24 protein-coding genes are annotated in these 26,306 nt (G+C 70.8%); 10 read left to right on the top strand and 14 right to left on the bottom strand.

All coding sequences use genetic code 11. The features are described from left to right. Positions 1-82 precede the first annotated feature (82 nt). From BZB76_RS26760 to BZB76_RS26750, 3 genes are read right to left on the bottom strand one after another with little or no spacing between them, the layout of a single operon-like run. Positions 83-652 carry a hypothetical protein gene (locus BZB76_RS26760; RefSeq protein WP_147449558.1) on the bottom strand — a complete coding sequence of 190 codons (570 nt, stop codon included), beginning with the start codon at positions 650-652 and terminating at the stop codon, positions 83-85. Between the two features lie 51 nt (positions 653-703). Continuing rightward, the gene (locus BZB76_RS26755; RefSeq protein ID WP_121437181.1) at positions 704-1,495 is read right to left on the bottom strand and encodes a response regulator transcription factor; all 792 of its coding nucleotides are present in this window, start codon (positions 1,493-1,495) and stop codon (positions 704-706) included. Next, complete coding sequence (locus BZB76_RS26750) at positions 1,492-2,691, bottom strand: sensor histidine kinase (protein WP_121437180.1); 1,200 nt, start codon at positions 2,689-2,691, stop codon at positions 1,492-1,494. Before BZB76_RS26750 ends, BZB76_RS26755 begins: the two co-directional genes overlap by 4 nt. Before the next feature lie 181 nt (positions 2,692-2,872). Here BZB76_RS26750 and BZB76_RS26745 point away from each other — a divergent pair, with 181 nt between their 5' ends. Next, the gene (locus tag BZB76_RS26745) at positions 2,873-4,135 is read left to right on the top strand and encodes an alpha/beta hydrolase family protein (protein WP_147449557.1); all 1,263 of its coding nucleotides are present in this window, start codon (positions 2,873-2,875) and stop codon (positions 4,133-4,135) included. A gap of 21 nt (positions 4,136-4,156) precedes the next feature. Here the strand turns inward: BZB76_RS26745 and BZB76_RS26740 are convergent, their stop codons facing one another. Next, the gene (locus BZB76_RS26740; RefSeq protein ID WP_121437178.1) at positions 4,157-4,885 is read right to left on the bottom strand and encodes a L,D-transpeptidase family protein; all 729 of its coding nucleotides are present in this window, start codon (positions 4,883-4,885) and stop codon (positions 4,157-4,159) included. 82 nt (positions 4,886-4,967) lie between these two features. Between BZB76_RS26740 and BZB76_RS34325 the strand changes: the two genes are divergently transcribed. The 9 genes from BZB76_RS34325 (at position 4,968) to BZB76_RS26700 (ending at position 14,386) form a co-directional block, all read left to right on the top strand. Next, on the top strand, positions 4,968-5,174 hold the full coding sequence (locus BZB76_RS34325) for a hypothetical protein (protein ID WP_147449556.1): 207 nt from the start codon (positions 4,968-4,970) through the stop codon (positions 5,172-5,174). A gap of 120 nt (positions 5,175-5,294) precedes the next feature. Further along, positions 5,295-6,044 (top strand): hypothetical protein, encoded by a 750-nt coding sequence (locus BZB76_RS36550; RefSeq protein WP_211343204.1) that lies wholly within the window; start codon positions 5,295-5,297, stop codon positions 6,042-6,044. A gap of 293 nt (positions 6,045-6,337) precedes the next feature. Next, on the top strand, positions 6,338-8,800 hold the full coding sequence (locus BZB76_RS26730) for a M28 family peptidase (RefSeq protein ID WP_211343203.1): 2,463 nt from the start codon (positions 6,338-6,340) through the stop codon (positions 8,798-8,800). Positions 8,801-9,013: 213 nt separating this feature from the next. After that, on the top strand, positions 9,014-9,478 hold the full coding sequence (locus BZB76_RS26725) for a hypothetical protein (RefSeq protein ID WP_121437177.1): 465 nt from the start codon (positions 9,014-9,016) through the stop codon (positions 9,476-9,478). Between the two features lie 374 nt (positions 9,479-9,852). Continuing rightward, the gene (locus BZB76_RS26720) at positions 9,853-10,668 is read left to right on the top strand and encodes an SAM-dependent methyltransferase (RefSeq protein WP_246007224.1); all 816 of its coding nucleotides are present in this window, start codon (positions 9,853-9,855) and stop codon (positions 10,666-10,668) included. Positions 10,669-11,031: 363 nt separating this feature from the next. Beyond that, positions 11,032-11,940, top strand: coding sequence for a DUF5753 domain-containing protein (locus BZB76_RS26715; RefSeq protein ID WP_246007223.1), 909 nt, complete (start codon positions 11,032-11,034; stop codon positions 11,938-11,940). Between the two features lie 342 nt (positions 11,941-12,282). Next, positions 12,283-13,248 carry a hypothetical protein gene (locus BZB76_RS26710; RefSeq protein WP_147449555.1) on the top strand — a complete coding sequence of 322 codons (966 nt, stop codon included), beginning with the start codon at positions 12,283-12,285 and terminating at the stop codon, positions 13,246-13,248. 338 nt (positions 13,249-13,586) lie between these two features. Beyond that, positions 13,587-13,805, top strand: coding sequence for a hypothetical protein (locus BZB76_RS26705; protein ID WP_121437174.1), 219 nt, complete (start codon positions 13,587-13,589; stop codon positions 13,803-13,805). Further along, positions 13,802-14,386 (top strand): hypothetical protein, encoded by a 585-nt coding sequence (locus tag BZB76_RS26700; RefSeq protein WP_121437173.1) that lies wholly within the window; start codon positions 13,802-13,804, stop codon positions 14,384-14,386. The genes BZB76_RS26705 and BZB76_RS26700 overlap by 4 nt, the downstream gene beginning before the upstream one ends. Positions 14,387-14,568: 182 nt before the next feature. On the opposite strand, the gene BZB76_RS26695 is transcribed toward BZB76_RS26700, so the two are convergent. From BZB76_RS26695 to BZB76_RS26650, 10 genes are all read right to left on the bottom strand, one after another. Beyond that, positions 14,569-15,777 (bottom strand): NADase-type glycan-binding domain-containing protein, encoded by a 1,209-nt coding sequence (locus tag BZB76_RS26695; protein ID WP_147449554.1) that lies wholly within the window; start codon positions 15,775-15,777, stop codon positions 14,569-14,571. After that, positions 15,774-16,325 carry a phage tail protein gene (locus tag BZB76_RS26685; RefSeq protein WP_121437170.1) on the bottom strand — a complete coding sequence of 184 codons (552 nt, stop codon included), beginning with the start codon at positions 16,323-16,325 and terminating at the stop codon, positions 15,774-15,776. Before BZB76_RS26685 ends, BZB76_RS26695 begins: the two co-directional genes overlap by 4 nt. Continuing rightward, entirely contained in the window at positions 16,322-18,274 is a 1,953-nt protein-coding gene (locus BZB76_RS26680; protein WP_121437169.1) for a putative baseplate assembly protein, read from the bottom strand. Before BZB76_RS26680 ends, BZB76_RS26685 begins: the two co-directional genes overlap by 4 nt. After that, positions 18,274-18,711: a GPW/gp25 family protein gene (locus BZB76_RS26675; RefSeq protein WP_121437168.1), complete on the bottom strand. Its 438-nt coding sequence runs from the start codon at positions 18,709-18,711 to the stop codon at positions 18,274-18,276. Before BZB76_RS26675 ends, BZB76_RS26680 begins: the two co-directional genes overlap by 1 nt. 13 nt (positions 18,712-18,724) lie before the next feature. Further along, entirely contained in the window at positions 18,725-20,560 is a 1,836-nt protein-coding gene (locus BZB76_RS26670) for a VgrG-related protein (protein ID WP_121437167.1), read from the bottom strand. A 2-nt stretch (positions 20,561-20,562) separates the two neighbouring features. Beyond that, on the bottom strand, positions 20,563-21,267 hold the full coding sequence (locus tag BZB76_RS26665; protein ID WP_117401291.1) for a CIS tube protein: 705 nt from the start codon (positions 21,265-21,267) through the stop codon (positions 20,563-20,565). Continuing rightward, positions 21,267-21,692 carry a phage tail protein gene (locus tag BZB76_RS26660; protein ID WP_121437166.1) on the bottom strand — a complete coding sequence of 142 codons (426 nt, stop codon included), beginning with the start codon at positions 21,690-21,692 and terminating at the stop codon, positions 21,267-21,269. Before BZB76_RS26660 ends, BZB76_RS26665 begins: the two co-directional genes overlap by 1 nt. Before the next feature lie 3,594 nt (positions 21,693-25,286). Further along, on the bottom strand, positions 25,287-25,430 hold the full coding sequence (locus tag BZB76_RS34955; protein ID WP_170180762.1) for a DUF6760 family protein: 144 nt from the start codon (positions 25,428-25,430) through the stop codon (positions 25,287-25,289). Continuing rightward, positions 25,427-25,831, bottom strand: coding sequence for a hypothetical protein (locus BZB76_RS26655; RefSeq protein ID WP_211343202.1), 405 nt, complete (start codon positions 25,829-25,831; stop codon positions 25,427-25,429). Before BZB76_RS26655 ends, BZB76_RS34955 begins: the two co-directional genes overlap by 4 nt. Continuing rightward, the gene (locus BZB76_RS26650; RefSeq protein WP_121437165.1) at positions 25,831-26,280 is read right to left on the bottom strand and encodes a phage tail protein; all 450 of its coding nucleotides are present in this window, start codon (positions 26,278-26,280) and stop codon (positions 25,831-25,833) included. Before BZB76_RS26650 ends, BZB76_RS26655 begins: the two co-directional genes overlap by 1 nt. Positions 26,281-26,306: the final 26 nt, after the last annotated feature.

Here is a 26,306-nt window from a genome sequence, read left to right as displayed (position 1 = left end):
CGCCGTCCATGCCTGATCCATGCCCGGTCCATGCGGTGGGCGGGAGCGGAAGAGACGACCCCACCCGACCGCGTCCCCGCCGTCAGCGGGGAGGAGGCCATACGCCGGGGCAAAGGCGATACTCCTGTGCACCCTGCTCCCGCGCACCCTGCTCCTGTGCGCCCTGCTCCTGTGCGCCGACCGAGGGGCACCAGAAATGCCCGGTGGAGGTCAGACAGTCGGTGAAGCTGCCGATCGCCGACCGTGAATACGCACTGTCGAGATCGGGAGTGACGATCGTGGCCAGGAAGAAGTCCGTTCCGATCAGCGTGACCTCGTAGGGGTCGAAGCCGAAGCCGTCGTCACCGTAGGGGTTCTCCATGACGCGGGCCCTGAGTCGCGGCACCCGGCACGGCTCGAAGCCGATCCTCAATGGGCCGGCGCCGGTCGGGGACAGGTAGTAGCCGTCCTGGTCCCAGCGCTGGACCATCTCATCGTTCTCCGCTATGAGCAGCTCGGCGCTCTCAGCGGGTATCTCACGCTCGAAATCCCAGCGCCGAAAGGACGAGTCGTCCGTCGGTTCGACGGCCACGCGCAGCTCTGGAAGGTCCCGCTGGAGCTGCTCCAGGAACAGCCTCACGGCGAGTGCTGGAGACTGCGCACAGATGAGCACGGTGTCACACCCTGTGATCACTAGCGTCCAATCTTGGTGGCGGAGCGAACATCAGTCCGCGTATCGGTTCGGCGCCGGGTCGGGGTCGTGTCGTCTCCGCCCTCGGTCGTCGGGCGTACGCGCGGTGTTCTCGCCGGGCGGTGGAGACCCGTGGGCGGCTGGGACGAGGCCCGCCTCGTAGGCGAGGATGGCCGCCTGCACACGGTTGACCAGTCCCAGCTTGGTGAAGGCGCGGTTGATGCGGCTCTTGACGTTGGCCTCCGTCAGGCCCAGCTCCGCGGCGATCTGCGCGTTGGACAGCCCATGCGCGACATGGACGAGCACCTGAAGTTCCCGTTCGCTGAGTCTGCCGAGCGGGCCCGGGAGGCGTGGCGTGGCGCGGGGCGCTCCGTCCACGACCCCGGGTGGCAGCGCCGAGAAGGCGTCGATGAGGCGTTTCGTCACGCTCGGGGCGAGCATCGACTCGCCGTCGGCGACGACACGGATGGCGTGGGCGAGCTGGTCTGGTGGGCTGTTCTTGAGCAGGAAGCCCGCCGCGCCCGCACGGAGCGCCGCGTGGACGTACTCGTCCAGGTCGAACGTGGTCAGCATCAGGACGCGTGGCGGCGGTTCGGGGTGCGGCCAGTCGGTGAGGATCCGCCGCGTCGCCTCGACGCCGGTCATTCCGGGCAGGCGGACGTCCATGACGATGACGTCCGGCCGCAGGCGTCGCGCTTCGGCGACGCCGCTCTCCCCGTCGGCGGCGTCGCCGACCACGTGGAGACCATCGCGGCGGTCGATGACGGCGCGCAGTGCCGCCCGGACCATGTCCTGGTCGTCGACGAGAAGGACGTGGACGGTCATCGGCGCCCTCCGAGCGGGAGGGTGGCGTGGACGCGCCAGCCACCGTCCGGGCGGGGACCGGCCGCCAGGTCGCCGTCGAAGGCGGCGACACGCTCGCGGATGCCGATCAACCCCAGACCGGAGCCGGGGACGGGCCGATGCCCGGCCGGCGGCGGCCCGTTCTCCACCCGGACGCTCAGCGCGCCCGCGTCGACGCACACCCCGATCCGGACCTCGGTGGGAGCGGCGTGCTTCACGGCGTTCATCGCGCATTCCCGCACGATCCGGTAGGCCGACAGCCGGGTCGCCTCGGGAACGTCGCCGGTCGCCTCGTCCAGGGCCACGCTCACCCGGCAACCCGCGGCCTCCAGCATGTGCGCGAGCTCGTCGAGGGCACGCGGGGAAAGGCCGGGTCGTAGGCCCTCCTCCCGGGCGGCGAGCAGCCCGAGGATGCGCCGCATCTCCTCCAGCGCGACGTCGGCCGTGTCCGCGATGAGGGCCACACCATGGCGTCCCAGGTTCGGGTCGTCCTGGAGCACCTCTTCGGTGGAGCGGGCCTGGACGGCGATGGCGCACACGTGGTGGGCGACGACGTCGTGAAGGTCGCGGGCGATACGGGCCCGTTCGGTGAGCACCGCGCGTTCGGCGTTCTCCTCCTGCTCGGCCCGCAGGCGTTCGTTGAGGTCCCTGAGGCGGGCCGCGTCGCCGTCGATGCGGCGGCGGCCCGCGCCGACGAGCCAGGCGACGGCGAAGAACACGACGAACGTCGTCGCGTTGACCGGCTCCATCGCCCACAGCCGTGGTGCGGCGTCGTCCCGGGTGAGCAGCGTGGTCGCCACGGCCACGAGCCCCGCGAGCGTCGTCCCGCCCAGGCTGGACGCGCAGGGGGCGTGGCGGGCGGCGGAGTACACGGCGAGGGCGAGAAAGTAGGGCCCTGGCGTGAGGTGCGGGATGGCGCGCGTCGCCTCGAAGGCGACGAACGCGGCGGTCATCGTCGCGAGGACCACCAGTGGACGGCCGCGCCGCCACACGAGCGGAAGGCTCTGCGCCCCCCACAGCACGACGCCCGTCGCGCTCGGCGACGGTTCCCGGAACAGGATCGCCGTGACGTCGAACGCGGTCAGACCGACACCGAGCAACGCGTCGCCGAGCCGTGGTCGTTTCGCGAGGCGACGGCGCGCGTTCCGCAGGGTGACCGCCGTCCGAGCTGTCCTCATTGCGGCAGAGTAGGCGCACTCGGAGAGTCCGGTGATCATCCTTGCGGACGCATCGAAGGTTGCGCCGGACGGTCCAAGACCGTCTCCTGAGCCGAGGCCCCGCCGTACCCCGCCCTCCTAGCGTCTCCAACTGACCGGCGCGGGCACGGGCCCGCCGTTTGATCAGGAGGTTGGGGAACGAATGAGAACGTTGACCGGCGCCCGAAGGCGTCCCCTCGCCCTTGCCGCCGCCGCCGTGATCGCCGCCGCGATGCCCGCGGCATGGGCGGTGCGGGCCCAGGCGGAGCCCCCTCCGCACGCGCCACCCTCCGCCTCCCATCCGGTCGAGCGCACGGCGCGCGGGACCATCGTCTCCACCGAGGCCGTCGCGGGCCTGACCCGGGACGAGGCCGTCCAGTACCTGACGCAGGCGGGCGTGGACACCGCCGGGGTGCGCCACGGCCTGGACGCCTACCGGATCGTCTACCGCACCATCGAACCCGACGGCCGACCGACGACCGCGAGCGGCCTCGTCGTGCTGCCCCGCAACGACCGACGTGACCTTCGGGTCGTCGCGTGGGAGCACGGGACGATGGTCACCAAGGCGCAGGCGCCGTCCGTCCATCCACAGCAGCGCGCCGACGCGTTCTTCTTCGGTTCGGCCGGTTACGCGACCGTGGTGCCCGACTACCTCGGTCTCGGGCTGGGCCCCGGACGCCACCCGTACGGGGACGTCGCGTCCGAGGTGACCGCGTCGATCGACCTGCTGCGCGCCGCCCGAACGTTCACGGCGGAGAAGCAGCGCCGCCTTCACCATCGCGTGCTGGTCTCCGGGTTCTCCCAGGGCGGCGCGGCGGCGATGGGCCTCGGACGGGCACTCCAGCGCGGCGAGGACGGCTACTACCGTCTGGGCGCCGTCGCCCCGGTCAGCGGCGCGTACGACGTCCAGCACGCGCAGATGCCCGAGGCGCTGTACGGCACCTCGCTCAACCCCAAGCAGAGCACGCTGTACTTCGCCTATTCGCTGACCGCGATGAACCGGATCCACCAGTTCTACGACGAGCCGTCGGAGGTGTTCAACGAACCGTACGCGGCGACCGTCGAAGGGCTCTTCGACGGCGAGCACACCTACCCGGAGATCGCCGCCGCGCTCCCCGCGACACCGCGGGAGCTGCTCACCCCACGGTTCATCGCCTGGGCGTCCGACCCCACCGGAAGCCTGCTGAAGGCCCTGCGCTCCAACGACACCACCTGTACCGACTGGAAGCCGCGGGCGCCCGTCAGGGTCTACGCCGCGACCGGCGACAAGGACGTGACCGTCCGCAACGCCAAGCACTGCGTCGAGGCGCTCCGCGCCAACGGCGTGAAGGCGCCGCTCACCGACTTCGGGGACGTGCTCCACGGTGAGTCCAAGCGCGCGGCGCTCCCCCGAATCCTGACCTGGTGGGACGGCGTGACGCCCTGACCGTCGCCTTGCACGGCCGCCTCAGCGGAACAGGGCCGCCTGAGTGCCCATGATGATGCGGTCGTGCGGGCGCAGGGTCTTCATGACGGTCTCCAGTTCGGGCCGCGCGAAGGCGACACAGCCCGAGGTCGGCCCCGAACCGATGTGAATGAAGATCGCCGAGCCCTTCCCCTGCACGATCGGCGTGTCCGGCATCCGGTTGTAGTTGACGACGACGGCCTGCCGGTACGGCCCGCTCTTCATGATCGCCGACAGGTTCTCGTCGGCGGGCAGGCATTTGCCGGAGTAGTACCGGTTGTAGCGGCGGTCGCCGATCGTCGAGCCCCAGCAGTCGCCGGTCTCGCGGAGCCGCCGGTAGGGCAGCGCGGTCCCGGGGTCGCCCTCGCCGAACGCCTCGGTCAGGCTGTACGAGCCGGTCGGGGACTTGCCGTCGCCTTCCCGTTTGGTGCCCGGCGCGGCGAACCCGCTCCGTCCCACATGCCCGGTGGTGGTCAGGAACGTCCTCCACCGGGCGCTGAAGTGCTTGCGCACGCACTCGGTGACGGTCACCTCGGTCGTCCCGTAGTCGGACGCGACGGCGAGGAGCACGCGCCTGCCGAAGCCCACGTGGTAGCGCGACCTTCCTTCGTTGAGCGCCGCGCAGGCACCGTCCGCCTCCCCGACGTCGGCCGACACCGGACCGGAGAGAGCGACGGGCAGCGCGAACGCGGCGACGGCGAGCGCGACCGGGACCTTCTTCCCGTATCTCATGAATTTTCCTTTCTTAACCAGCGGACGGAACATGGGCTCGCCCTTCTTGCGCGTGAATATCCCGAGATATCGGGATATTTCCATGACCCCGACGACGCCCGTTTATTGGACATTGCCACAGGTCACACCGCCGGTGCGACGAAATTACAAATCCAACATCGACGCATGGAGCGCTTTCGTCATCGCCCAGAAGAAGGTGCCCGGAATGCCCGGCACGCCGGCTCGCACCGGCCGGGCGGAAGCCGGGTTGACCGCCGACGACGTGGGCGGAGAAAGTTCGCACGGGTAGTGTGACGCGGGCGCCGGTCCGGACATCTGCCGGCTTGGAGGCCGAAGGAGGACCGTGTGGGCCGAGCCGCAACAGACCGCCGGTGCTTCGAGGAGATGTACACGGCGGCACTATGACGCCGTGGCGCGCTACGGTCGCGCCGGACGAGTTCATCGGACGACACCGTCGACGTCCTCGGGGGAGACGTTCCTGACGGCCTGGCGCCGCCTGGACGTCGTCCCGCCGGGCGACGAGGCGAGGCTGTGGCTCTACGCGGTCACCCGCCGGATTCTCGCCGACCATTACCGGGGAGCCGCCGGGCACGACACCACCCGCATGTCCGACCGGGGGCCGTCGGCGCTGCGCGCGACCCGCGCCGGCTTCGTGTTCCAACAGTTCCACCTGGCCCCTGGCGCGTCCGCGCTGGAGAACGTCGCCGCCGGGCCGCCGTACGCGGGCCGCCCGCCGGCCGAGCGGCGCGAGCGGGCCCGCGAGGCCCTCCACCGCGTCGGGCTCGGGCACCGGCTGGGCCACCGGCCGCACCGGCTCCCCGGGGGGCGAGCGGCAGCGGGACGCGCTCGCCCGCGCGGTGCTCGGGCGATCCGCCGCCGCTGCTGGCCGATGAGCCGACCGGGAACCGCGGTCAGATCCGCGTCCAGTTCCCCGCCGAGTCCTTCCTGCTGTCGGCGCTGGGCGGCGTCGCGGGGCTGGGCATGGGCGCCCTGGTCACCATGGCCTACGCCGTCCTGCGCGGCCATCCGCCGGCGCCTTCCCTTCTGGACGCTCGCCGGTACGGGGGCCGCGACGCTCGTCGTCGGCGTGCTCGCCGGCTGCCACCCCGCCGTCCACGCGTCCCGGCTCCCGCCGACCACGGCCCTCGCCTCCCCGTGACCGCGGCACGTCCGGCACCGTGGGCCTCCCGGCGCAGGTAATTGTTCGGTAATCAAGCCGACGAGCCGTCAAAAGGCGCAGTTCATTCCCCATAACGCGGAGCTATGACCAATTGTGATGGTCCGCAGTCGTTCTTGAGATGACACTGTGATCTTTGCAGGACGCGACGGCCGTCCACACGCGCACAGCTCCCCGATCCGTGTGCGCGCGGCTCCCCGGTTCCGTCGTCGCGTCGGCCGCCGTCCCGTCCCCCGCGGGACGGCCTCACCCCCGCTCGATGGAGGCATGCGGCTGTGAAACGCAGAAGTCAGTTCCTGGTGGCCTCGGTGGCCGCCGCGCTCGCGGTCACGGGCATGGCGCCCCCCGCCATGACGTCCACGCAGACCGGCAAGAAGCCCGACGCCGACCCCAAGGTCGCCGCGATGGCGTCGGCCGATCGGCTGATCGCCGACAACTCCGCCGACCTGTTCGTCGGCGAGAACGAGAAGTACATCCGCACCCAGGTCGTCGGCACCCCGTGGGACCAGTACTACGTCGCCTACGAGCGCACCTACCAGGGGCTTCCCGTGGTCGGCGGCGACTTCGTGGTCGCCACCGACGGCAAGGGCCGCGTGCGCACCCTCTCGGTCGCGCAGAACCAGCAGATCCGGGTCGGCACCACGGCGAAGGTCAACGCGGCCGACGCCGCCGGACGCTCCCGCGCCGCGCTGACCAAGCCCGACAAGGCCGAACTCAAGCCGCGCCTGGTCGTGCACGCGCTGGGCAAGCCCAGGCTGGCATGGGAGACGGTCGTCAGCGGCAGCGACGACGCGCAGCCGAGCCGGAAGAAGGTGTACGTCGACGCCCTGACCGGCAAGCGGTTCGCCGAGCAGGAGACCGTCGTCGCGGGCACGGGCACCGGCATCTGGGGCGGCCCGAACCTGAAGATCGGGACGACCCAGTCCGGCAGCAGCTACTCGATGCGCGACCCCGACCGTCCCGGTCTGACGTGCGCCGACTACAGCGGCGGCATCTACACCGGGCCGGACGACGTCTGGGGCAGCTCGTCCAAGACCGACAAGGAAGCCGGCTGCGTGGACGTCATGTACTCCGCCGCCGGTTTCTGGGACCTGCTGAAGTCCTACGGGCGCACCGGCCTCCAGAACGGTCAGTGGGCCCCGGCGAGGGTCGGCCTCAACGCGGTCAACGCCTACTGGAACGGCCGGGACGCCCAGTTCGGCCACAACCAGCGCAACCAGTGGCTGACCTCGACCGACGTGGTGAACCACGAGTTCGGCCACGGGCTGGACAACTTCACCCCGGGCGGCATGTCCGGTGGCGGCACCCAGGAGTTCGTCGGCGACGTGTGGGGCGCGGTCACCGAGCACGTCCTCAACAACCCGGCCGACACCCCCGACTACACCGTCGGCGAGATGGTCGACCTGGTGGGCCGCGGCCCGATCCGCAACATGTACAACCCGTCGCAGGTCAACAACGACCCGAACTGCTACTCCTCGTCCGTGCCGCGGATGGAGGTGCACAAGGCGGCCGGGCCGGGCAACCACTGGTTCTACCTGCTCGCCGAGGGCTCCAACCCGGGCGGCGGCAAGCCGAACAGCCCGGTCTGCCAGGGCGGCCAGCTGACGGGCATCGGCGTCATGGAAGCCGCGAAGATCTTCTACAACGCGATGATGCTCAAGACGTCCGGCACCAGCTACGCCCGGTACCGGGTGATGACGCTGACCGCCGCGAAGAACCTCGACAGCTCCTGCGCCGCGTACAACAAGGTCAAGGCCGCCTGGGACGCCGTCCAGCTGGGCGCGCAGTCCGGTGAGCCGAGCTGTACGGCGGGTGCGAAGGACGCCGGCTACACGGTGTTGGGTGGTGGTTCCCCAAAAGCGGCAGCGGCTCCTGACATCAACGTCGAGAACGTCAAGGCGCATCTGCAGCAGTTTCAGAGCATCGCCAGCAGCAACGGCGGCAACCGTCGCTCCACCGGCGGCGGCTACACCGGGTCTGTCTCCTACATCGAGCAGAAGCTGAAGGCGGCCGGGTTCACCGTGACCCGCCAGGCCTGCACGTCCGGATGCACCGCCGGGGCCGGGCCGAACCTGATCGCCGACTGGCCCGGCGGGAACGAGAACAACGTCTACATGTTCGGCGCCCATCTCGACAGCGTCGGCGCGGGTCCCGGCATCAACGACAACGGCACCGGGTCCGCGGCGCTGCTGGAGACGGCGCTCCAACTCGCCCAGTCCAAGCCCACCATGCTGAACCACGTCCGGTTCGGCTGGTGGACGGACGAGGAGCAGGGCCTGCGCGGCTCCAAGTTCTACGTGAGCCGCCTGTCCGCCGCCGACCGGTCGAAGATCAAGGGCTACTTCAACTTCGACATGGTCGGCTCGCCGAACCCGGGCTACTTCATCGACAACATCAACTCGCCGCTGGCGAAGAACCTCAAGGAGCACTTCGACTCGATCAACGTGCCCACGGAGGAGGTCGTCGAGTGCTGCAGTGACGACGGGTCGTTCCGCGACGCCGGAATCGCCACGACGTTCCTGTTCACCGGCGCGCCCGCGCGCAAGTCGGCCGCCCAGGCGCAGAAGTGGGGCGGCACCGCGAACCAGGCGTTCGACCGGTGCTACCACCAGGCCTGCGACAACTACCCCAACAACATCAACACGACCGCCCTCGACCGCTGCTCCGACGCGATCGCCCACGCCCTGTGGAAGGTCGCGGTGGGAGCCCAGTCGGGTTCCGGCAAGAGAAGGACCTAGCCGTCCGGGGACCGGGTGACGCCCGGTCCCCGACCAGGGCCTGTCCGGTCCGGCCTTTCTCCGCAGGGGGTAGGAAGGCCGGACCGGGCGCTTCCGCAATGTCACTCGCGCGAACGAGGAACGAAGTCGAGCGTGGCGGGCCGGTACGGCTGTCACCAGGACTGTTACGCTCGCGACATTTCGCCACAGACTTCCGCGGGAAGGTGGGGGCCGATGCCCAGTCCGTACGAGCATCTCTTCGTCAGGAAGATGCAGAACTGCCTCAACGACCTCGTCAACGAGGGCGAGGCCGCCGGTGTCGACGAACCGGACAACGTGGGCGAGGCCCTCGCCCTCATGCGGGCGCAGGAGGTGCCGGAAAGCAAGATCCATCTGACCTATACGTGGATCAAGGAGTGCGACAGTCCCGTGCTCTGGGTCAAGGAGCACGTGCACGACTATGACGAGGTCCTGATCTGGCACGGCAACGACCCCGACAACGTGGACGACCTGGGAGCGGAGATCTACCTCGACATCGAGGGCGTCCGGCACACCATCACGACGAGCGGCTCGGTCTACATCCCCGCGGGCGTCAAGCACTGCCCGCTCGGGTTCAACCGTGTCGACCGCCCGTTCCGTTTCAGCGCCCTGTCGTTGAGCCCGATCTACAAGTCGGGCGACAACGAACCCGCGTCGTAGAACCCTCCGAGGACACCGCCCCGCCGCGCTGGACCCCGGCGGGGCGGAACCACGCGAACGCCGTCACGCCCCGGCCTGTTTCCTGCCACTTTCCGTAGCGACCGCCGGGCCCGGATCACGGCTCGCGCCGCCGCCGACGTGGTCGCCCGCTCCCCCCACGGGTACGCGGGACGGCGGCCTACCACGGTGTCGGTAGTTGAACGTGTGCGAGACGTTATGCCGAATGAGCAATCTGACGAACCGACATCGTTGGATAATGGTGCGATTGTTCACCATCGGTGATGCTCGGAACAGATTTCCACGGCGAGGGGTTCAGTTCCCGCCGGTAAAGATATACGATGAGGCGCACTCGGTGGCAGCGGAGGACGTTCGTCGTGGACGAATCACGTGCACCAGATTTACAGTCGACCCCGAGCATCGACACATCGGTGTCACATTCGGCGAGGATATGGGATTACTGGCTGGGCGGTAAGGAGAACTATCCCGTCGATCGCCGGTTGGGCGACCAGATCGCCGAAGTGCTTCCCGACATCGTCGAACAGGCCCGCGCGGATCGCCGGTTCCTGAAGCGGGTGGTCGAGTACTTCATCGGGCAGGGAGTTCGGCAGTTCCTTGATATCGGAACGGGCCTGCCGACGGTCGACAACACCCATGAGGTGGCGCAACGTCTCGCTCCCGAATCGCGAATCGTCTACGTCGACAACGACCCCCTGGTCCTCGCGCACGCGCGGGCACTGCTGACCAGCACCGCCCAGGGAGAGACCGCCTACCTCGACGCCGACATGTACGACCCGGAGACGATCCTGCGGGGCGCGCGCGACACCCTGGACTTCTCCCGGCCCGTGGCGGTCACCATGCTGGGCGTGGTGTGGCACATCACCGACGACCGGGAGGCCCACCGGATCATCGGTCGGCTGATGGACGAGACGGCGCCGGGCAGCCACCTGGCCATCGCCCACCCCACGATCGAGGTCACCGGAGAGAGGATGGCCGAGGCGATCCGCCAATGGAACCGGTTCGGGAAGCCACCGGGAATCCACCGCAGCCCGGCGCGGATCAAGGCCCTGTTCACGGGGCTGGAATTGGTCGAGCCCGGAGTCGTGTCGTGCACGCGCTGGCGTCCCGAGGCGCTGCCGTTCGGTGAACCGGCCGAGTCCGACCAGTACTGCGGGGTGGCACGTAAACCCTGATCTGGTCGTCACGACGTCGGATGACATTTTCCTTGGCCCCTTATGGCCTTGGTGGTTCCTTGCACACAACGGCGTGGGCAGGCCATCATCGGCAGGTCATGCGGAACCTGACCGGTCGGTGATCGAGAACTCGGTAAGCATGAGGCCTCCGGCGGGGAGAAAGATGCCTGATGGTATTCATCCCCCGGCCGTAAAACCGTCCGGGACGGTTTCGCGGGTTGTACTTCTATGGCGCTGGAGGGAGGGGCGCGAACCGGTACGGCCGGGAATGAAAATCACGCGTCCCGCACCGCACGCGAAACGTGGGAAGGGGTGGCGGCGCGCCGCCGACGCGGCCGTGGTGGCATGTGCGAGGGAGGACGAGTGACCGTGGCGCCGGGGGGCCTGCTCATCACCCAACTGTCGGATCAGATGAGCGCCGACAAGGCTCCGGGGCCGACGATGCCGCGGCTGCTGCTCGGGGCCCGGCTGCGGCGGCTGCGCAAGCAGCGCGGGCTGGACCGGCTCCACGCGGCCGAGGTGGTCGGCTCCGAGGCCCGGCTGGTGAGCATGGAACTGGGCCTGACCGGCTCCCGGCTCGTCGACGTGGTGGCGCTGTGCGACCTCTACGAGGTCGAGCAGCACGGCACCCGCGTCGCCCTGGTGGAGATGGCTCGCCAGACGCATCGTCCCGGCTGGTGGCAGCCCTTCCGCCCGGTGATCCCCGCATGGTTCCTGCCGTACCTGGGCGCCGAACAGACGGCGGCGATCGTTCGGACCTACAGCGTCCAGGCGGTTCCGGACCTGCTCCAGACTCCGGAGTACGCACGCGCCCAGATCAGGCTGCTGTCCGGCGGGGCCGACGAGGGGCAGATCGAGTCCCGGGTGCGGTTGCGGATACGACGCCAGCGGATCCTTCATCAGGATCCGCCCACCCGGCTCTGGGCGGTCATCGACGAGGCGGCACTGCGCCGGCCCGTGGGCGGGACGAGAACGATGCGCGCCCAACTGAAGCATGTGCGCGACATGTGCGTACTACCGCACATCACCGTCCAGATCCTGCCGTTCGCCCATGGGGGCCATCCGGCGCTCGCCGGACCGATCGCCCTGCTGCGGTGGCGCGAGTCCGAACTGGCCGATCTCGTCTTCCTGGAGCAGCTCGGCAGCGCCGTGTATCCGCGCCGACCCGGTGACGGCGACTTCTACCGTCACGTCATGAACCTCCTGGGGACGCAGGCCCTACCCCCCGAACGCACCCCGGTCGTCCTGGGCCAAATGATCGACACGCTGTGATCAAATGACATCGTAAGGTGTCATATGGCACAGACGTCACGCCTCACCCCATGTCAGGGTGGGGGTCAGCGGTCCACGCGGACGCGTCCGACCGCGAAGTCCCGGCGGCACCCATGAGCGGTGTCCGATCGGTCGGTCGTAGCCGGATGGTGAGGGAGGCGTGTTGACTCGGTTGGTCACGCCCACGACGTGCGCAGTGCGCCGCACCGTGAAACCCGTAGGGGCGGTCGTACCGCCCACCTGTGCTGAGCGCTCCGCGTAACACGGTGACCCTCACCATGTGACTTCCGCCCGGCGGCGGAACCCACCAGGCGATACGACAGTGCTATCGATCGGGACGACATGACTCACCGGCCATTTTATCCCGCAGGTCATGAGGACATCTTCGAGGATTTCCGGCAGTTCCGCGCCGACTGTGGTAAGCCCGACTCCTCCAGCGTCCTCGACAACGTCGCGCGACTGGAACAGTTATTTCCCCTCAAGCATGGCCGCAAGAGCGTGCCGCGCACCCTGTCGAAATCGGCCATGAGCCAGTTCTTCACCGGCTCCAAGGGCACCCTGCCCGCCGCCGGGATAACCGCGGCGCTCATACTCGGCCATCTGCGTTGCGCGGTGGAGAACGGCAGCATCAGATCCGACCCGGAGACCGGCACCCCGCACGACTGGGAATGCATTCTGGAGGCCTGGCAGGCGCGGCTCCGCCAGGCCAAGCGGCAGAACCGGCCCGAGCCGCCGCTCCCCCGGCACGGCGGACGGCAGGACGCCGGCACCTCCTCGACCGCCACCGGCACGGCCGAACCCTCCGGCAGCGGTGGCGCCACCGCACCCGTCGTCCCTCCCGGCCCGGTGGAAGGCGGGAGCCGGCTGGCGGTGATGCCGACGGCGTCGCCGCCGGTTCCGCCGGGCACCACCCGTCACACCGATCCGGTGCATCTGACGCCCGACGAGTCGGCCGCGCTCGTCGCCCATGGCGACTACGGCCTCGTCCTCGCCGAGCACGCCAGGATCGGGGACCCCGAGGCCCTCTACCAGCTCGCCGTCGCTCTCGCCCTCGACCCAGATCACTGCGCGCGGGCCCAGGCCTGGCTGGTCAGCGCCACCGCCGCCCGGCATCCGGCGGCGGCCGGCCTGGTCCCCGAACCCGGCCGGAGCATCGACGTCCACGATGCCCGTGCCCGCGCCAAGGAGCTGGCCCGCCGGGCCGAGGGCTGCGGGCATGAGGCGGCGCTGGAGTTCTTCCTGTCCTGCGTCCAGCAGGCCGCTCTCAGGGCGGTCCCCATCGCGGCGGAGGGCGACGAGCCGCGCTGACGGGCCGGTTCGCGTCCACCGACTCCGGCACGGCGCACACATACGGACATATCACTACAAGGCAGCGGCGTTGTCGTTCGTCCGCGGGCGTACGCGATCGTTCACCGGCGTTCGCCGACGTTCACCGCCGTTCCCGGACATATTTTTTCGTTCGCCGATCGCCCATTGTCGGTGAAGCATGGGCGACGGCCGCGAACGGCACGGAATAGTTCGTCGCGTCGCTGAACTCCCGATGGGCAAGACCATGCTGGAGAAATTCGTTGCTGCCATTCAGGACCACCGTTCGTCGCGCGGCCCATTGCGCCTTCCGGTCTCGTTCACGACCGTGCGGTAATCGCGTGTTCGACCGGGAGAACGAGGTGCCCGCCGACGACACCGGCCCCCGGTGCCCGGACGAGTCCGCGCTGGCGATGGCATTGACGACCGTATGGATGCTCAGGACGGGCCGGCTCATCGACCGCCGGCCGGTTCTGCACGAGCTCAGCGCCGAGGAACTGGTCGAGTTCTGGGACGACCCGTTCGCCGAACCCATCACGAAAACAGCAGGTGCCCTTTGATCGAGAACCGCACCGAGGCCAAGCCGCGCCATCGCCTGCTGGCCGCCAACGACATCCCCGGATTCTCCCGGCGCGACGAGGCCGCGAAGATCGTCCTCCGTCAGGCCCTGTACAGGATCACGAAGAACGCGTGCGAGGCGGCCGGTGTCCCCTGGCGCACGATCCGGCACGAGGATCGCGGCGACGGCATCTTGATGGTCCTCAATTCGGCGGGCCTGGAAACGCTGCTGACGCCCCTCCTGCAAGAGACCCTCACCGGAATCAGGCTCCACAACCGGTGCGTCATCGATCCGCAACACGAGCTCCAGCTACGCATGGCGCTCACCGACGGCTATGTGCACCAGGACCCCTACGGCGTGTCCGGGAAGGCCGTCAACCTGCTCTTCCGCCTCCTGGAGGCGGACACCTTCAAGCGACAGCTGGAGGAGAGCAGCGCCGACTTCGGGCTGATCATCTCCGATTCGGTCTACCAGACCGCCACCGGATACCGCCTGATCGACTCGAAGGACTTCACCGCGACCTGCGTGGACGTCAAGGAGACCCACACCAACGCCTGGACCTACATTCCGTCCGGCTCATGAGGCGATGACCGACCCTTCGGATGGTCGGCGCCGTCGACCCGGACGGTGCCCGGCGTGTCACCGGTCTTCAGGCCGAACGACACGTCCTCGATCATCGGTGCCGGCCGCCCGCAGGTGCCGGGGAACGCGACGGTCCGGCCGTCGACGAGACACGACCCCGGGTGACCGTCCTCCCCTCGGGGTCAGAGCGTCTTGGCGGTGGACCGGGTGAAGAACTCGACCTCGGCTATGCAGACCTGCCGGTCGTCCGCGACGCCGTAGGCGGAACGGATCGTCAGCCGGACCCGGACGACGTTGTCACCGCGAAGTTTGAGCTTCTGTGGCCCTGGGACGTCGTCGAGGTGCAGCGTCGTGGTCCTGCTGCTGCCGTCGGAGGAGAACACGGTCGCGTGCAGGCTCTGCGGACGGGCCTGCGTGGCGTACTTGTCCGGCTGCGTCGACATCCCCGAAGTGATGATCACGTTGAGCAGGCGGCGGGGCTGCGCGAACGTCGCCTCCAGGAAGATGTTCTGCCCGCTGCCGCCGTGACCGGTGCCCCAGAAGGTGTTCTTGAGCGCGTCGAACGCGAACTTGGGCCCGTGCTTGGGGTCGGTGTGCGACGCCTTCGCCGCGCTCGTCGGCGCGGGCGCCCGCTTGACGAAATGGTCGACGACCCCGTTGACCGCGTCGTCGGTCTTCACCGCCGCCGTCCAGACCAGCGGCACGGCGAGCAGGACCAGCGCGGCCCAGGACAGCAGGCGGGCACGGCCACCGCGGCGCAGCCTCGGCCGCTCCCCCGCCCAGGGCGCCTCCCGGGGGACGTCACCGCCGAAGAGCCGCTGCCACCAGGTGCGGGTGCGGTACCCGTCCTTGTCCGCCGCCGACAGCGCCATCGCGCACTGGCGGCAGAAGTTCCGGCCGGGTGGGTTCGGGGTGTCGCACCACGGGCAGGGGATGCCCCCGGACCAGTCGGCGCGCTCGGCGCGCCGCACCTGCGGCCTGGCGGGTTCCGGACGGCCGGGCAGCACGGGAGCGGGGCCGGGCGCGGCGGCGGCCGGGTTCTCGGGAGCGACCGGGATCACCAGCCGCCGGGCCCGCTCGTCCCTGGCGGGCCGCCGTCCCGGCTGCGGGAAGACCCGCACGTCCCCGGGCTCCTGCCCGGGGATCGCCGTGGGCGGCGGCTCCGCGGACACCGGGGGCGGTGCCGTGGGCGGCGCGGGCGCCGGGTTCGGGGGCCCGGGCACCCGGTCGGGGGGCGGCGGCCCGGGTACCGGGTCGGGGTGGGTGGAGGACGCGGTGGGCCGGGCGGGGTCCTCGGACTTCGCCCAGCTCAGCACCGCGCCGCATCGGTCACAGAACGAGCCGCCCTGATGGGTGGCCCCGCAGTTCCCGCAGATTCCGGCCGTCGTCACTGCTCGGCCCCTTTCTTCACAACGTGTACGGCGTAGGGGACATGGGCGGGACGGACGGCACCGACGAGGGCGTCCAGTCTCCGCACGTCCACCGTGGAGGGGTCGGGGACCCTCACGAACACTTCGAGGCGCGGTTCCCGGTCGCCCGGGAACTCGCCGCGCGGCCGTTCCGACCAGGCCGCGCCGCCGCTCTCGACGATCTCGGGCGTCACCCCGAATCCCATCCGGACGGCGGCGGCCAGCCCGCGGCGGGTGCCGCGCATCCGGTGCAGCGCCGTCGCCGCCGCGACCGCGCCGCGGGCCTGCCGCTCGGACTCCTCTCCGTGCAGCTCCGCGCCGACCCATCCGGCGAGCCAGCCGACGAAGTCCATGGGGGCGAGGTCCGGTGAGAAGTACGCCTCCAGGCAGTCCAGCACCGACAGCAGCGGGGCGAACAGGTCGTCGAGACCGGTCACGTACCGCTGGATCAGGTCGTCCTCCGCGAACACCGCCGGCAGCGCCGGGCCCAGCGGAAGCGGCGAGAGCAGGCCGTCGACGGCGCCTCTCATGACGCGCCGCCCAGCACCCGGAGCTTGTGGTCGTAGGAGAACACCAGGGCGGTGGCGTCCAGATCGATCCGGTCGACGGGTTCGCCGCGCTTGCCGGTCAGCGGGTCGGCGGCGTGCAGCCGCACCTCGTCGACGAGCTCCACCCCCGGCACCCGCTGCAGGACGGCGAAGACCTCGCCCGACTGCAGCGGCCGCCCGAACGGCCAGCCCCGGCCGTCCGCGCCGCCGGTCAGCGGGTCGAGGTGGGCGTACAGGGCGTCCAGCGCGGCGAGGCGGACGCGTTCGGCCTCGGTGCCGCCGAACGCGTGCAGCGTGGAGACCACGGTGACGCCCTGGTAGAACGGCGGGCCCACGGCCAGCCTGATCCCGATCGGGCGGCGTTCGTCCAGATGCCGGGTGACCCGGCGCAGCAGGTCGTCGCCCGGCACGAGCTGCTCGAACCGCAACCGGCCGCCCGGGTCGGCGACCGCCTGCGGCACCACCAGGACGCGCACGGCGCCCGCGCCGGACCCGTCCACGGGCAGGCAGCGGATGCGGGCGGCGTCCGGCGCGGCGCGGCGGGCCAGCTCCTCGTAGTCGCGGGGGGTCACCGCCCGGTCCTGGGCGCGCAACGCGATCGGGGCGCGGACCTTGGCCTCCTCCAGCGTCTCGGCGTCGACGCCGCCGCGGGCCGCCTCCCGGTTCTCCACCCGCGCGACGTACGGGATCGAGGTGCGCAGCACGCTCAGCGCCCCGCGCGCCACGTTCCCGGCGCGACCGCCGCCCGTCCGGTAGCGGCTCGCGCGCAGCACCGCGCCCTTGGTCGGGACGGCGCCGTGCTGCTGGAGCCTGCCGTCCGGGGTGCGGACGGCCGGGCCGAAGGAGATCTCGCCCGTCGCCGCGTCGAGCCGGAAATGCGGGTCGGTGGGCCTGGACGCGGAGAAATGCTCGACGACCTGCCATTCCTCCCAGCCGTCGCCGTCGGACGACTCCAGCACCAGCGGCGGGTCTCCGGCCACCACGGGGGCGTGCTCGATCCGGAACCGCTCCCCCGGCACTCCCGCGGCCTCGCCGAGCATCTCGTCCAGGATCGTCTCGGCGTGGATCGCGCCGGTCGTGCCGCCGATCGTGGCGGCCTCGGCGGATCGGACGGTCGGCGACACCGAGTAGAACGGCTGCCCGGTCTGCGGATCGGTCACCCGGCAGCGCAGCCACGCGGCCTCCCGGGTGCCCAGCCGGGACTTCACGTGCCCGTCCGGGACGTGCAGGATCACCTCGCCAGGCCGGTTCAGCCCGCCGGTGCCGTCGGACTCGGCCTCGCACCACCGCCAGCCCTCACCGGTCCACGCCTCCCAGCGCAGCGGCGGCTGCCGGGGGTCGACGCCGACGCCGTCGACCCGGCTGTCCAGCGTGAGCAGCACCGCGCAGGACGGGACCGCCGCCGACAGCCCGAACGCCAGCACGTCCCCCGGACGGGGCACGGCGGAGAAGCAGGCGAAGTCCTCCCCGCCCTGGACGTCGGCGGTGTGGTCGACCGCGGGTCTCCCCTCCGGCTGCACGGCGATCGCCGTCAACTCGCACGGCACGATCCGCAGGTCGCGTTCGGTGGTGAACACGATGGCCTCCTCGTGTTCGGTGCGTTCGCTCGCGACCTCCACGCCGGTGGGCAGCAGCACGTCCTGCTCCTGCGGCGCCGACAGCCAGAACGTCACGTCCGAGCGGGCCGCGGCGGGCGGCAGCAGCGTGATGCCGAGCAGGTCGAGGAACGCGACATGGTTCTTCTCCGGCACCCGGTTGAGCCGGTAGACGAGCTGGTCGACCATGTGCGCGACGGCCTCGATCAGCGTCACGCCCGGGTCGGAGACGTTGTGGTCGGTCCACTCGGGGCAGCGCTGCTGGATGTAGCGCTTGGCGTCGTCGACGAACTGCTGGAAACGCCGGTCGTCGAGGTTGGGCACGGGCAGGGTCATCAGGTTCCGCTCTCGGGGGACGGGCCGGGTTCCGACGGGTCGTCGTGCGACGGGATCACGTAGAACGGGAAGACCAGGTTGCGCGGGTTGTTGGTACCGCGGATCTCGTAGGTGACGTCGATGAACAGCACCGCGCCGTCGTCGGGCGACGTGCTCACCCGCACGTCGGAGACGTCGATGCGCGGCTCCCAGCGGTCCAGGCTGGCGCGCACCTCGTAGGCGATACGGCCCGCGGTCTCCTCGTTGGCGGGCGCGAACACCAGGTCGTGGATCGCGCAGCCGAACTCCGGCCGGACCGGGCGCTCGCCCGGCGCCGTCGCCAGCACCAGCCGGATCGCCTCCTCGATCTCCCGTTCCCCGGTGACCAGCACGATCCCGCCGGACGCGCTGACCCGCAGCGGAAATCCCCATCCCGCGCCGACGAACTGTTCCCCCATCACGTCCCCTCGCTCAGACCGGCACGATCATGACCAGCTTGTTGTTCATCGTGAGCATCGGCGTGACGTTCATCTTTCCCATGGCCTCGACCATCCCGGTGAGCCTGATGTTCGCCCCGGTCAGCGCGATGCTCGCGCCGTTGAGCGCGATGTTCGCCGCGTTCAGTCCGATGCTCGCCGACCGCAGGTCGAGCCGGGTGGCGGCCTTGATCGTCACCACCGAGCCGTCGATCGTCACCGCCCGGGTGCCGGAGATGTCGACGGTGCCGTCGCTCCGCACGGTGAGCCGGGTGCCGGTCTCCCGCATCTCGACGGTCATCCGGTCGTCACCGCTGGAGATCTTGACGCCCTGGCGGGCGGGCGCGTCCAGCAGCTCGATCCGGTTGCCGGTGCGGGAGGCGACGCTGCGCCAGTTCACCCTGCCGGACGGCCCGACCACCGGCATCGGCTGGTACCGGGGCAGCCGGTCGTGGCCGTTGTAGAGGCCGCCGATGACGTAGGGGTGGTCGAGGGCGCCGCGGTCGAACGCCACCAGCACCTCGTCGTTCACGTCGGGCATGAGCAGCCCGCCGCCGCGCACCCCGCCGAACTGCACGACCCGCGCCCAGTCGCTGACGTACGTCCCGTCCAGCCAGGGGAAGCGCAGCTTGACGCGGCCCTCGTTCCGCGGGTCCTGGATGTCGGTGACGATCGCCGACGCCACTCCCGGGACCTTCGGCGCGGCGGGCCCGGCGCTGCCGGAGGCCAGCCCGAACAGCGAGCGGTGCTGGCGGCCGGACACCGTCAGCCATGTCTCGTACCGCTCCCCGTTCATGAACACGTGCCGGGCGGACGTGACGGTGTACTTGCCCTCGAACGGGCGGCCGATCCCGTTCAACGCGACCGGCAGCCCCGGGCGCAGCTTCGGGTCGCCGCGCACCTCGGCCTCCAGCTCGGCGAACGCGGCGCTCACATCGGCGGCGAGCGCGTTCGCGGCCTCCTGGACCTGCGCGAAGGTGTCGTAGGGCACGCCGGTCTCGACGAGTTCCGCCTTCCCGAACGGCCCGGTCGCGGCCTTGCCGGTCAGGCCGATGGCCAGTTCGGGGTTCGTGGTGGCGGTCGCGGTCCCGACCACGCCCTTCTTCAGGCGGACGTCCCAGCCCCGCACCCGCACCCGGTCGACCTGGTCCGACGCGGTGACCCCGGTCCGGCAGCGCAGCAGGTTGACGCCGAACTCCAGCACGTACGGGCTGGACCCGGCCTTGGTGCCCTTGCCCGGCGCGCCCGACGCCGGTTTCGGCTCGACGAACTGGAACATCCCCTGGTCGGAGAAGTAGACGTCGACGCCGTTCTCGCGGGCCAGCCTCGTGAGGAAGTCCCAGTCGGTGACGTTCGGCTGGGTGATCCTGTCGTACACCGTCCTGGTCGGGTCGATCCGGCCGACCTTCAGCTTGTTCCGGCTCGCCAGCTTGCGGGCGATGTCGGACGCCGTCATGTTCTCGTACCCCTCGACCCGCCGGTTGCGCAGCAGCCGGTGCCCCGGATCGTGGCCCCGCACCACGCTGTACTTCCCGGTGCCGTCGAAGTCGGCCTCCAGCGCGGTGACCTCCCCGGTGAACAGCGGCTTGCCGCCGTCCTTGCCGACGGCCATCGCGCGCAGCACCACCTTCGACCCGAGCTTCACCCTGAGCTCCCCCAGCACCCGCTGGTGCGGGTCTCGGAAGCTCAACTGGAAGGAGGCGGGCATGTTCACGCTGGAATCCACCCACCCCTCCACCAGACTTCCCTTCTGTTCGGGCGTCAGCGGGCGCCCGTCGATGGTCACCACGAGCTGGTTGGTGTACGAGCTCGCCGGCTCCTGTCCCCCCACCGTCAGGCCCTCATTTCCTCGGCGGCGGGCAGCAGCAGCTCCCGCCCCGGCACCAGCCGCATCGGGTCGTCGATCTCATTGGCCTCGGCGATCACCCGCCACGCGGTCGCGTCGCCGTACTCCCGCCAGGCCAGGGACGCCAGCGTGTCGCCCGCCACCAGCGTGTGCACGCTGCGCGCGGTCAGCGCCCCCGACGTCGGGTTCTGGCCGGGCGTGTCCCGCGGGATCTCCTCCAGCGACAACCGGCACACCGCGCGGACCGGCTCCCCGGTCGAACTGAACAGCGTGTACGACGCGCTCACCTGCCGCACGTACGCGACGAACCGCACGGTGGTGAACCCGCCCCACTCGAAGATCACCCACGGGGGCGACGCGCGGTCCGGCAGGCTGGACGGCGCGGGCCGCAGGCACGCCAGCACCGCCTCGACGTCCTTGCGCACCTTCGGGCGCCCGGGACGGTCGGAGGAGTCGAGGAACATCTCCAGTTCGAGGGTCTGCTGGTTGGTGCCAAGGAACTCCACCTTCGCCGCCGCCCGGGTCGCGACCGCGGGCGTGTACTGCCAGTTGGCCGACTTGGTCAGCTCCAGTTGCGCCGGGTTGAACTGGAACTTGACCCGCCTCATCAGCCCGCCCGGACGCGTCCCGGCGCCCGCCGGCGGGTTGTGGATGCTGAGCGTCGCCCGGACGTGGCTCGTCCTGCCCGCCATCAGCTCGTGAACCCGTGGTGCGCGATCTCCAGTACTTCCGTCGCCACCGCCGGGCTGCTGGGGTCGAGGGTCGGGCCCGTCCAGCTCACCGGCACCACGTCCAGCAACCCCCAGCGGGCGACCAGCGATCCGTCCGCGCGCAGCGCCTCGATCTGCGCCGTCGGCCGCTTGATCCCGGTGGCGACCGACGAGATCCAGGCCATCACCTTGGTGGTCTCCTCGGTGAGCGGCCTGGTCAGCCGGACGTTGGAGTGCCGCACGCGGGAGGGCAGCTGCCACACGTGCCCGTTGTTGCCGCCCTCTTCCCGCTGTTCGATCTCCACCTGGGCGGCGAGCCCGTCGCACCCGTTGAAGCTGCCCAGGCTCTGCCCGTCGATGGTGAGCCGGAAAAAGACCGTCGAGCCCGGGTCCTTCTTCGTCGTCATCGCACTCCGTTCAGTAGCTCCGCTGGTCGCGCAACCGCCCGACCCGCTCCCGGTCCATCCGCAACTCGGCCCGCAGCAGCCGTGACATCGGCCCCACCAGGCGTCTGGCGAGCTCGTCCAGATCCATGTCCGCCGGCCGCTCGGCTCCGCCCTTCGCCGGAGGCGGCGCCGGCGCCTGCTCACGCTGAACCGGAACGGGCGGCGCTGTCGGCGCGGGCGCCGGTTCCCGCTTCGGCGGCGGCACCGCCGCGCGTTGCACGGGACGGTCGGGTGCGAGCCCGGGGGTCTCCGGAGCAAGGGAGCTCCCGGAGGAGCCCCCCGGGCTCGCGACGGGCACGCCCGGAGCGGATCCGACTCCGGGGACCCGGCTCACCGGATCATGCGACGCGGTGGTGAGCAGAGGCACCGCGGCGCGCTGAACCGGCGGCCGTCTGATGGCGGTCGGTCGAGCCGCCCGAACGGCCCCCACCCGCGCTCCGAGCGGAGCGGCCGCGCGCTGCGACCGCTGGACCGGACGAACCGGGCCCGCTCGCCCCGGCCGAGGAACCGGCCGTGCGGGGGCCGCCCGCCGGGCTTCGCGATCACCCTGTCGGGGCGCGGTCGGCGGAACACCTGACTCGGACGTTTCGGCTCTCGGCTCTACGCCGGGAGTCCTGGCGGGCGGGGCGGCCTGGCTCCGCCCCGCCCTCCCACCCCCGGTCGGACGCCCGGCGTCCGACCGCTGGACCGGAGCGTTCAGCCCCGCCCGCCGCGCCGGCCGCGCGGCGGGCGGGGCCCCTGGAACGTGGGGAAGGCCGTGTCCGCCGTCCTCCCCCACTGATCCAAGCTCCGACCGTCCCGGCAGTGCGGGACGGCGATCAGAATGCGCTTCGCCGGACGGCCCAGCGGTGCGCTGGACCGGCCGGACGACACCCGGCCCGCCGGGCGCCTGCACGGGCGGCTCCCCGCCTCCGGCGTGCGGAGCACCGCTCGAAGAACTCGACGCCGCGGGACGCCGCGCACTCTCGCCCGAAGACGGTGCGCCTTCCTGCGGAGACGACGCGGACTCGGGAAAGCGCGCGGAGTCCGTGCTCGGCGGCTGGTCACCATCGGACGCACTCGTGGGTTTGCGCTGGCCGGAACGTCCCGTGGACGGACCCGCAGACAGCGGCACACCCAGCCCAGGGCCCCGGACAGGCCTCGGAATCGTGGGCGTCGACGACCCAGCCTCCCTCGAAGGCGGCGCGGCCTCGTGCGTAGACCGCGCGGGCTTGGGGCTGGACGGCGTGGCGGGTGACGACGGCGCGACTTTCTGCGGAGACGACGCGGACTCAGGAGAGGACTTGCGCTGAACGGGACGTCCCGTGGACGGACCCGCGGACAGCGGCGCACCCAGCCCAGCACGCCGAACCGGCCTCGGAACCGAGGGCGCCGACGACCCAGCCCCGCCCGAAGACGGCGCGGCCTCACGCGAAGGCGGCGAATCCTGCCGCGTAAGCTTGGGACTGGACGGCGTGGACTCGCGGGACGACGGCGCGGCTTCCTGCGGAGAAGACGGAGACTCGGGAAAGCGCGCAGAGTCCGCGACCGGCGGCTGAACGCCCTCGGACGCACTCGTGGGTCTGCGCTGAATCGGCCGGCCCGTGGGCGGAGCCGCAGGCAGTGGCGCACCCAGCCCGACACTTCGAACGGGCCTCGGCGCCTTGGGCGCTGGGCTGTCGTCCCCTGCGGGGTCCGGTGTGTCCTCGTTCGGCACCGCCGACGACCTCTGACCCGTCGTCGGACGCGCGGCGTCGCGTCCTCGCGTCTCGCCCGCCGTCGAGCGCTGGACCGGCAGTTCGGACGGTTCCGGAGGAGCGCCCGGGGATCGCGCGGGCGAAGAATCCCACGGACCCACGCCTTCGGCGGCAGACCTTCGCTGCACCCGACGTCGCGCCGGGGCGCTCGACCCGGGCGGTTGTCCCGGAACGTCGGGCAACTCAGATGCGGCGGAAGACGATGGAGCACCCGGCGACTGCACGGGCGAAGAATCCGACGACCGCACACCTTCGGACGCGGCCTTACGCTGCACCGGACGACGCGTCGGGGCAACCGAACCAGCCGATGACTCCGAAACGCCGGACACCCCAGAACCACCGGAAGACGATGAAGCACCCGGCGACTGCACGGACGAAGAATCCGACGACCGCACACCCTCGGACGCGGCCTTGCGCCGCACCGGAGGGAGCACGGGCGCACCAGACCCGGACGAAGAATCCGAAACGCCGGACACCTCAAAACCGGCGGACGACGGTGGAGCACCCGGCGACTGCACGGACGGAGAATCCGACGACCGCACGCGTTTGGGCGCGGCCTTGCGCCGCACTGAACGACGCGTGGGGGCACCCGAACCAGCCGGGGCTTCCGAAACATCGGGCACCTCGGAAGAGGGTGGAGTACCCGGGGACTGCACGGGCGAAGAATCCGAAACGCCGGACACCCCAGAACCGGCGGACGACGGTGGAGCACCCGGGGAGTGCGCGGACAAAGAGTCCGACGACCGCACACCTTCGGGCGCGGACTTGCGCTGCACCGGACGACGCGTCGGAGCAACCGAACCAGCCGATGACTCCGAAACGCCGGACACCTCAGAACCGCCGGAAGACAGTGGAACACCCGGCGACTGCACGGACGGAGAATCCGACGACCGCACACCTTCGGGCGCGGCCTTGCGCTGCACCGGACGACGCGTCGGAGCAACCGAACCAGCCGGGGCTTCCGAAACGTCGGGCACCTCGGGAGAGGGTGGAGTACCCGGGGACTGCACGGGCGAAGAATCCGACGACCGCACACCTTCGGACGCGGACTTGCGCCGCACCGGAGGGAGCACGGGCGCACCGGAGCCGGACGAAGAATCCGAAACGCCGGACACCTCAGAACCGCCGGAAGACGGTGGAGCACCCGGCGACTGCACGGGCGGAGAATCCGACGACCGCACGCCTTTCGGCGCGGCCTTGCGCTGCACCGGACGACGCGTCGGAGCAACCGAACCAGCCGGGGATTCCGAAACGTCGGGCACCTCGGGAGAGGGTGGAGTACCCGGGGACTGCACGGGCGAAGACTCTGAAAGTCGCACGCCTCTGGGAGCGGCCTTGCGCTGCACCGGAGGGAGCGCGGGCGCATCGGAGCCGGGCGGTGGTTCCGGAGCGTTGGGGGGCTCGGGTTCGGCGGGGGGCGGTGGGGCGGGCGGGGACGGCGGCCGGGCCTTCAAAGCGCGGGTCTGGCGGGGTGGACGCCTGTGCCCGCGGGCGCTGGTCAGCGGGGTCGCCGGGGGCGGCTCCGGGGTGGACGCCAGCGGCATGGGCGGGGACGTGCCCGCGTGGCGGGGGCGTGGCGGGTCCTCGCCGACGCTGCTCGGCGCGTCCGGGCGCACCTGGCGGGTCATCTCCCCCGAGAGGAAGGGGTTCTGCCACGTCGACAGAGACGCGCCGAAGGAGGTGTCGGTGACCGTGCCCATCGAGGGTGGGCGGCGCGGCGGCGGCAGGGCGCGCCAACCGGCGTCGGGGGCCTCGATGGTGGCGGGTCCCGCCGCCGTGCGAGGGCGGCGGCGGGAGAACAGATCACGGATGCCCATGGTCAGCCGCTCACCAGCGAGGCGATCTGGGTGACGTACCGGCGCCGGTCCGGGTGTTCCAGGTCCATGATCTCGTCGAGGGACCAGTGGAAGTGGTAGGCGATGTAGGCGATCTCCCGGTGCAGGCGTTCCGGCGGGTACGTCACGATTCCCCCAGGCGGCTCCCGGCGAGGTCCACCTCGAAGGACTCCGCGCAGGAGGGGCAGTCGACGGTGGCCAGGGTGTGGCCCTCGGTGTTGATCTGCCGGTAGAAGTCCTGCAGGAACGCCAGGTCGGAGGCGAACAGGCCCTCCACGATGCCGTCATGGACGCTCGGCAGCGACCCCAGCCGGGTGATCACCCGGGCGAGCAGCACCACCGAGAGGTAGGGCGGGTTCTCCCGGACGCGCACGTCCTGGAGGGGGACCAGTTCGTCCTTCGCCGTGGCGAGGCGCATCGTGCCGTCGCGATGGACGGTTCCGGCGTCGTCCACGTACCCGCGCGGAAGTTCGAAGGTGAACTCGGTCCGCATCCGGACCGTGTCCACGAGGGGGGCTGAGCGGCGCATCAGCTCTCTTCGATCTTCATCTCTTCGTACGTGATGGTGATCGTCTCGGTGACGGGCGAGGTGCCACCGGCCTCCAGGTCGTCGAACTGCTGGTCGCTGCACCACGCGTTGCGGAGGTTGAAGCGGCGGACCGGGTTCTGCTGGTAGTCCATCATGATGATCGTGGCGTCCTTGCGGGCCGAGCTCATGTCGCCCTCGAACGACTTTTTGATCCACTCGGTGAACGCCGAACTGCCCGTCGCGGCGCGGACGATCGTGCATTCGCCCGCCTGCGGGACGCCGGGCATCTTCGCGGTGACCGGCTCGCCCTGGGCCGTGTTCTGCTTGAACTCGATCACGTCCTGCCGCTGACCGAGCCCGGTCACCCGGTGCACGTACTCGACCATCACGCCGTCGATCTGGATCCCGAAATTGTGCGAGACGGCAGAGTCGCCCTTTTCGAATGGCATGGTTCTCCTCCTACCTGGGAAAGTCG

This window comes from Actinomadura pelletieri DSM 43383 (assembly GCF_003634705.1).
In the GTDB taxonomy this organism is placed as follows: Bacteria; Actinomycetota; Actinomycetes; order Streptosporangiales; family Streptosporangiaceae; genus Spirillospora; species Spirillospora pelletieri.
Note: the sequence above shows the minus strand (reverse complement) of the source record. Positions and strands in the feature narration are given on the sequence as shown.

What these genes read in the sequence shown, in the direction of transcription:
- BZB76_RS26755 (WP_121437181.1), bottom strand. Translation starts at nt 1,495, where the DNA reads ATGACCGTCCACGTCCTTCTCGTCGACGACCAGGACATGGTCCGGGCG.
- BZB76_RS26665 (WP_117401291.1), bottom strand. Translation starts at nt 21,267, where the DNA reads ATGGCGGGCAGGACGAGCCACGTCCGGGCGACGCTCAGCATCCACAAC.
- BZB76_RS26710 (WP_147449555.1), top strand. Translation starts at nt 12,283, where the DNA reads ATGACTCACCGGCCATTTTATCCCGCAGGTCATGAGGACATCTTCGAG.
- BZB76_RS26745 (WP_147449557.1), top strand. Translation starts at nt 2,873, where the DNA reads ATGAGAACGTTGACCGGCGCCCGAAGGCGTCCCCTCGCCCTTGCCGCC.
- BZB76_RS26740 (WP_121437178.1), bottom strand. Translation starts at nt 4,885, where the DNA reads ATGAGATACGGGAAGAAGGTCCCGGTCGCGCTCGCCGTCGCCGCGTTC.
- BZB76_RS26650 (WP_121437165.1), bottom strand. Translation starts at nt 26,280, where the DNA reads ATGCCATTCGAAAAGGGCGACTCTGCCGTCTCGCACAATTTCGGGATC.
- BZB76_RS26750 (WP_121437180.1), bottom strand. Translation starts at nt 2,691, where the DNA reads ATGAGGACAGCTCGGACGGCGGTCACCCTGCGGAACGCGCGCCGTCGC.
- BZB76_RS26685 (WP_121437170.1), bottom strand. Translation starts at nt 16,325, where the DNA reads ATGAGAGGCGCCGTCGACGGCCTGCTCTCGCCGCTTCCGCTGGGCCCG.
- BZB76_RS26725 (WP_121437177.1), top strand. Translation starts at nt 9,014, where the DNA reads ATGCCCAGTCCGTACGAGCATCTCTTCGTCAGGAAGATGCAGAACTGC.
- BZB76_RS26680 (WP_121437169.1), bottom strand. Translation starts at nt 18,274, where the DNA reads ATGACCCTGCCCGTGCCCAACCTCGACGACCGGCGTTTCCAGCAGTTC.
- BZB76_RS26660 (WP_121437166.1), bottom strand. Translation starts at nt 21,692, where the DNA reads ATGACGACGAAGAAGGACCCGGGCTCGACGGTCTTTTTCCGGCTCACC.
- BZB76_RS26655 (WP_211343202.1), bottom strand. Translation starts at nt 25,831, where the DNA reads ATGCGCCGCTCAGCCCCCCTCGTGGACACGGTCCGGATGCGGACCGAG.
- BZB76_RS34325 (WP_147449556.1), top strand. Translation starts at nt 4,968, where the DNA reads ATGACCCCGACGACGCCCGTTTATTGGACATTGCCACAGGTCACACCG.
- BZB76_RS26675 (WP_121437168.1), bottom strand. Translation starts at nt 18,711, where the DNA reads ATGGGGGAACAGTTCGTCGGCGCGGGATGGGGATTTCCGCTGCGGGTC.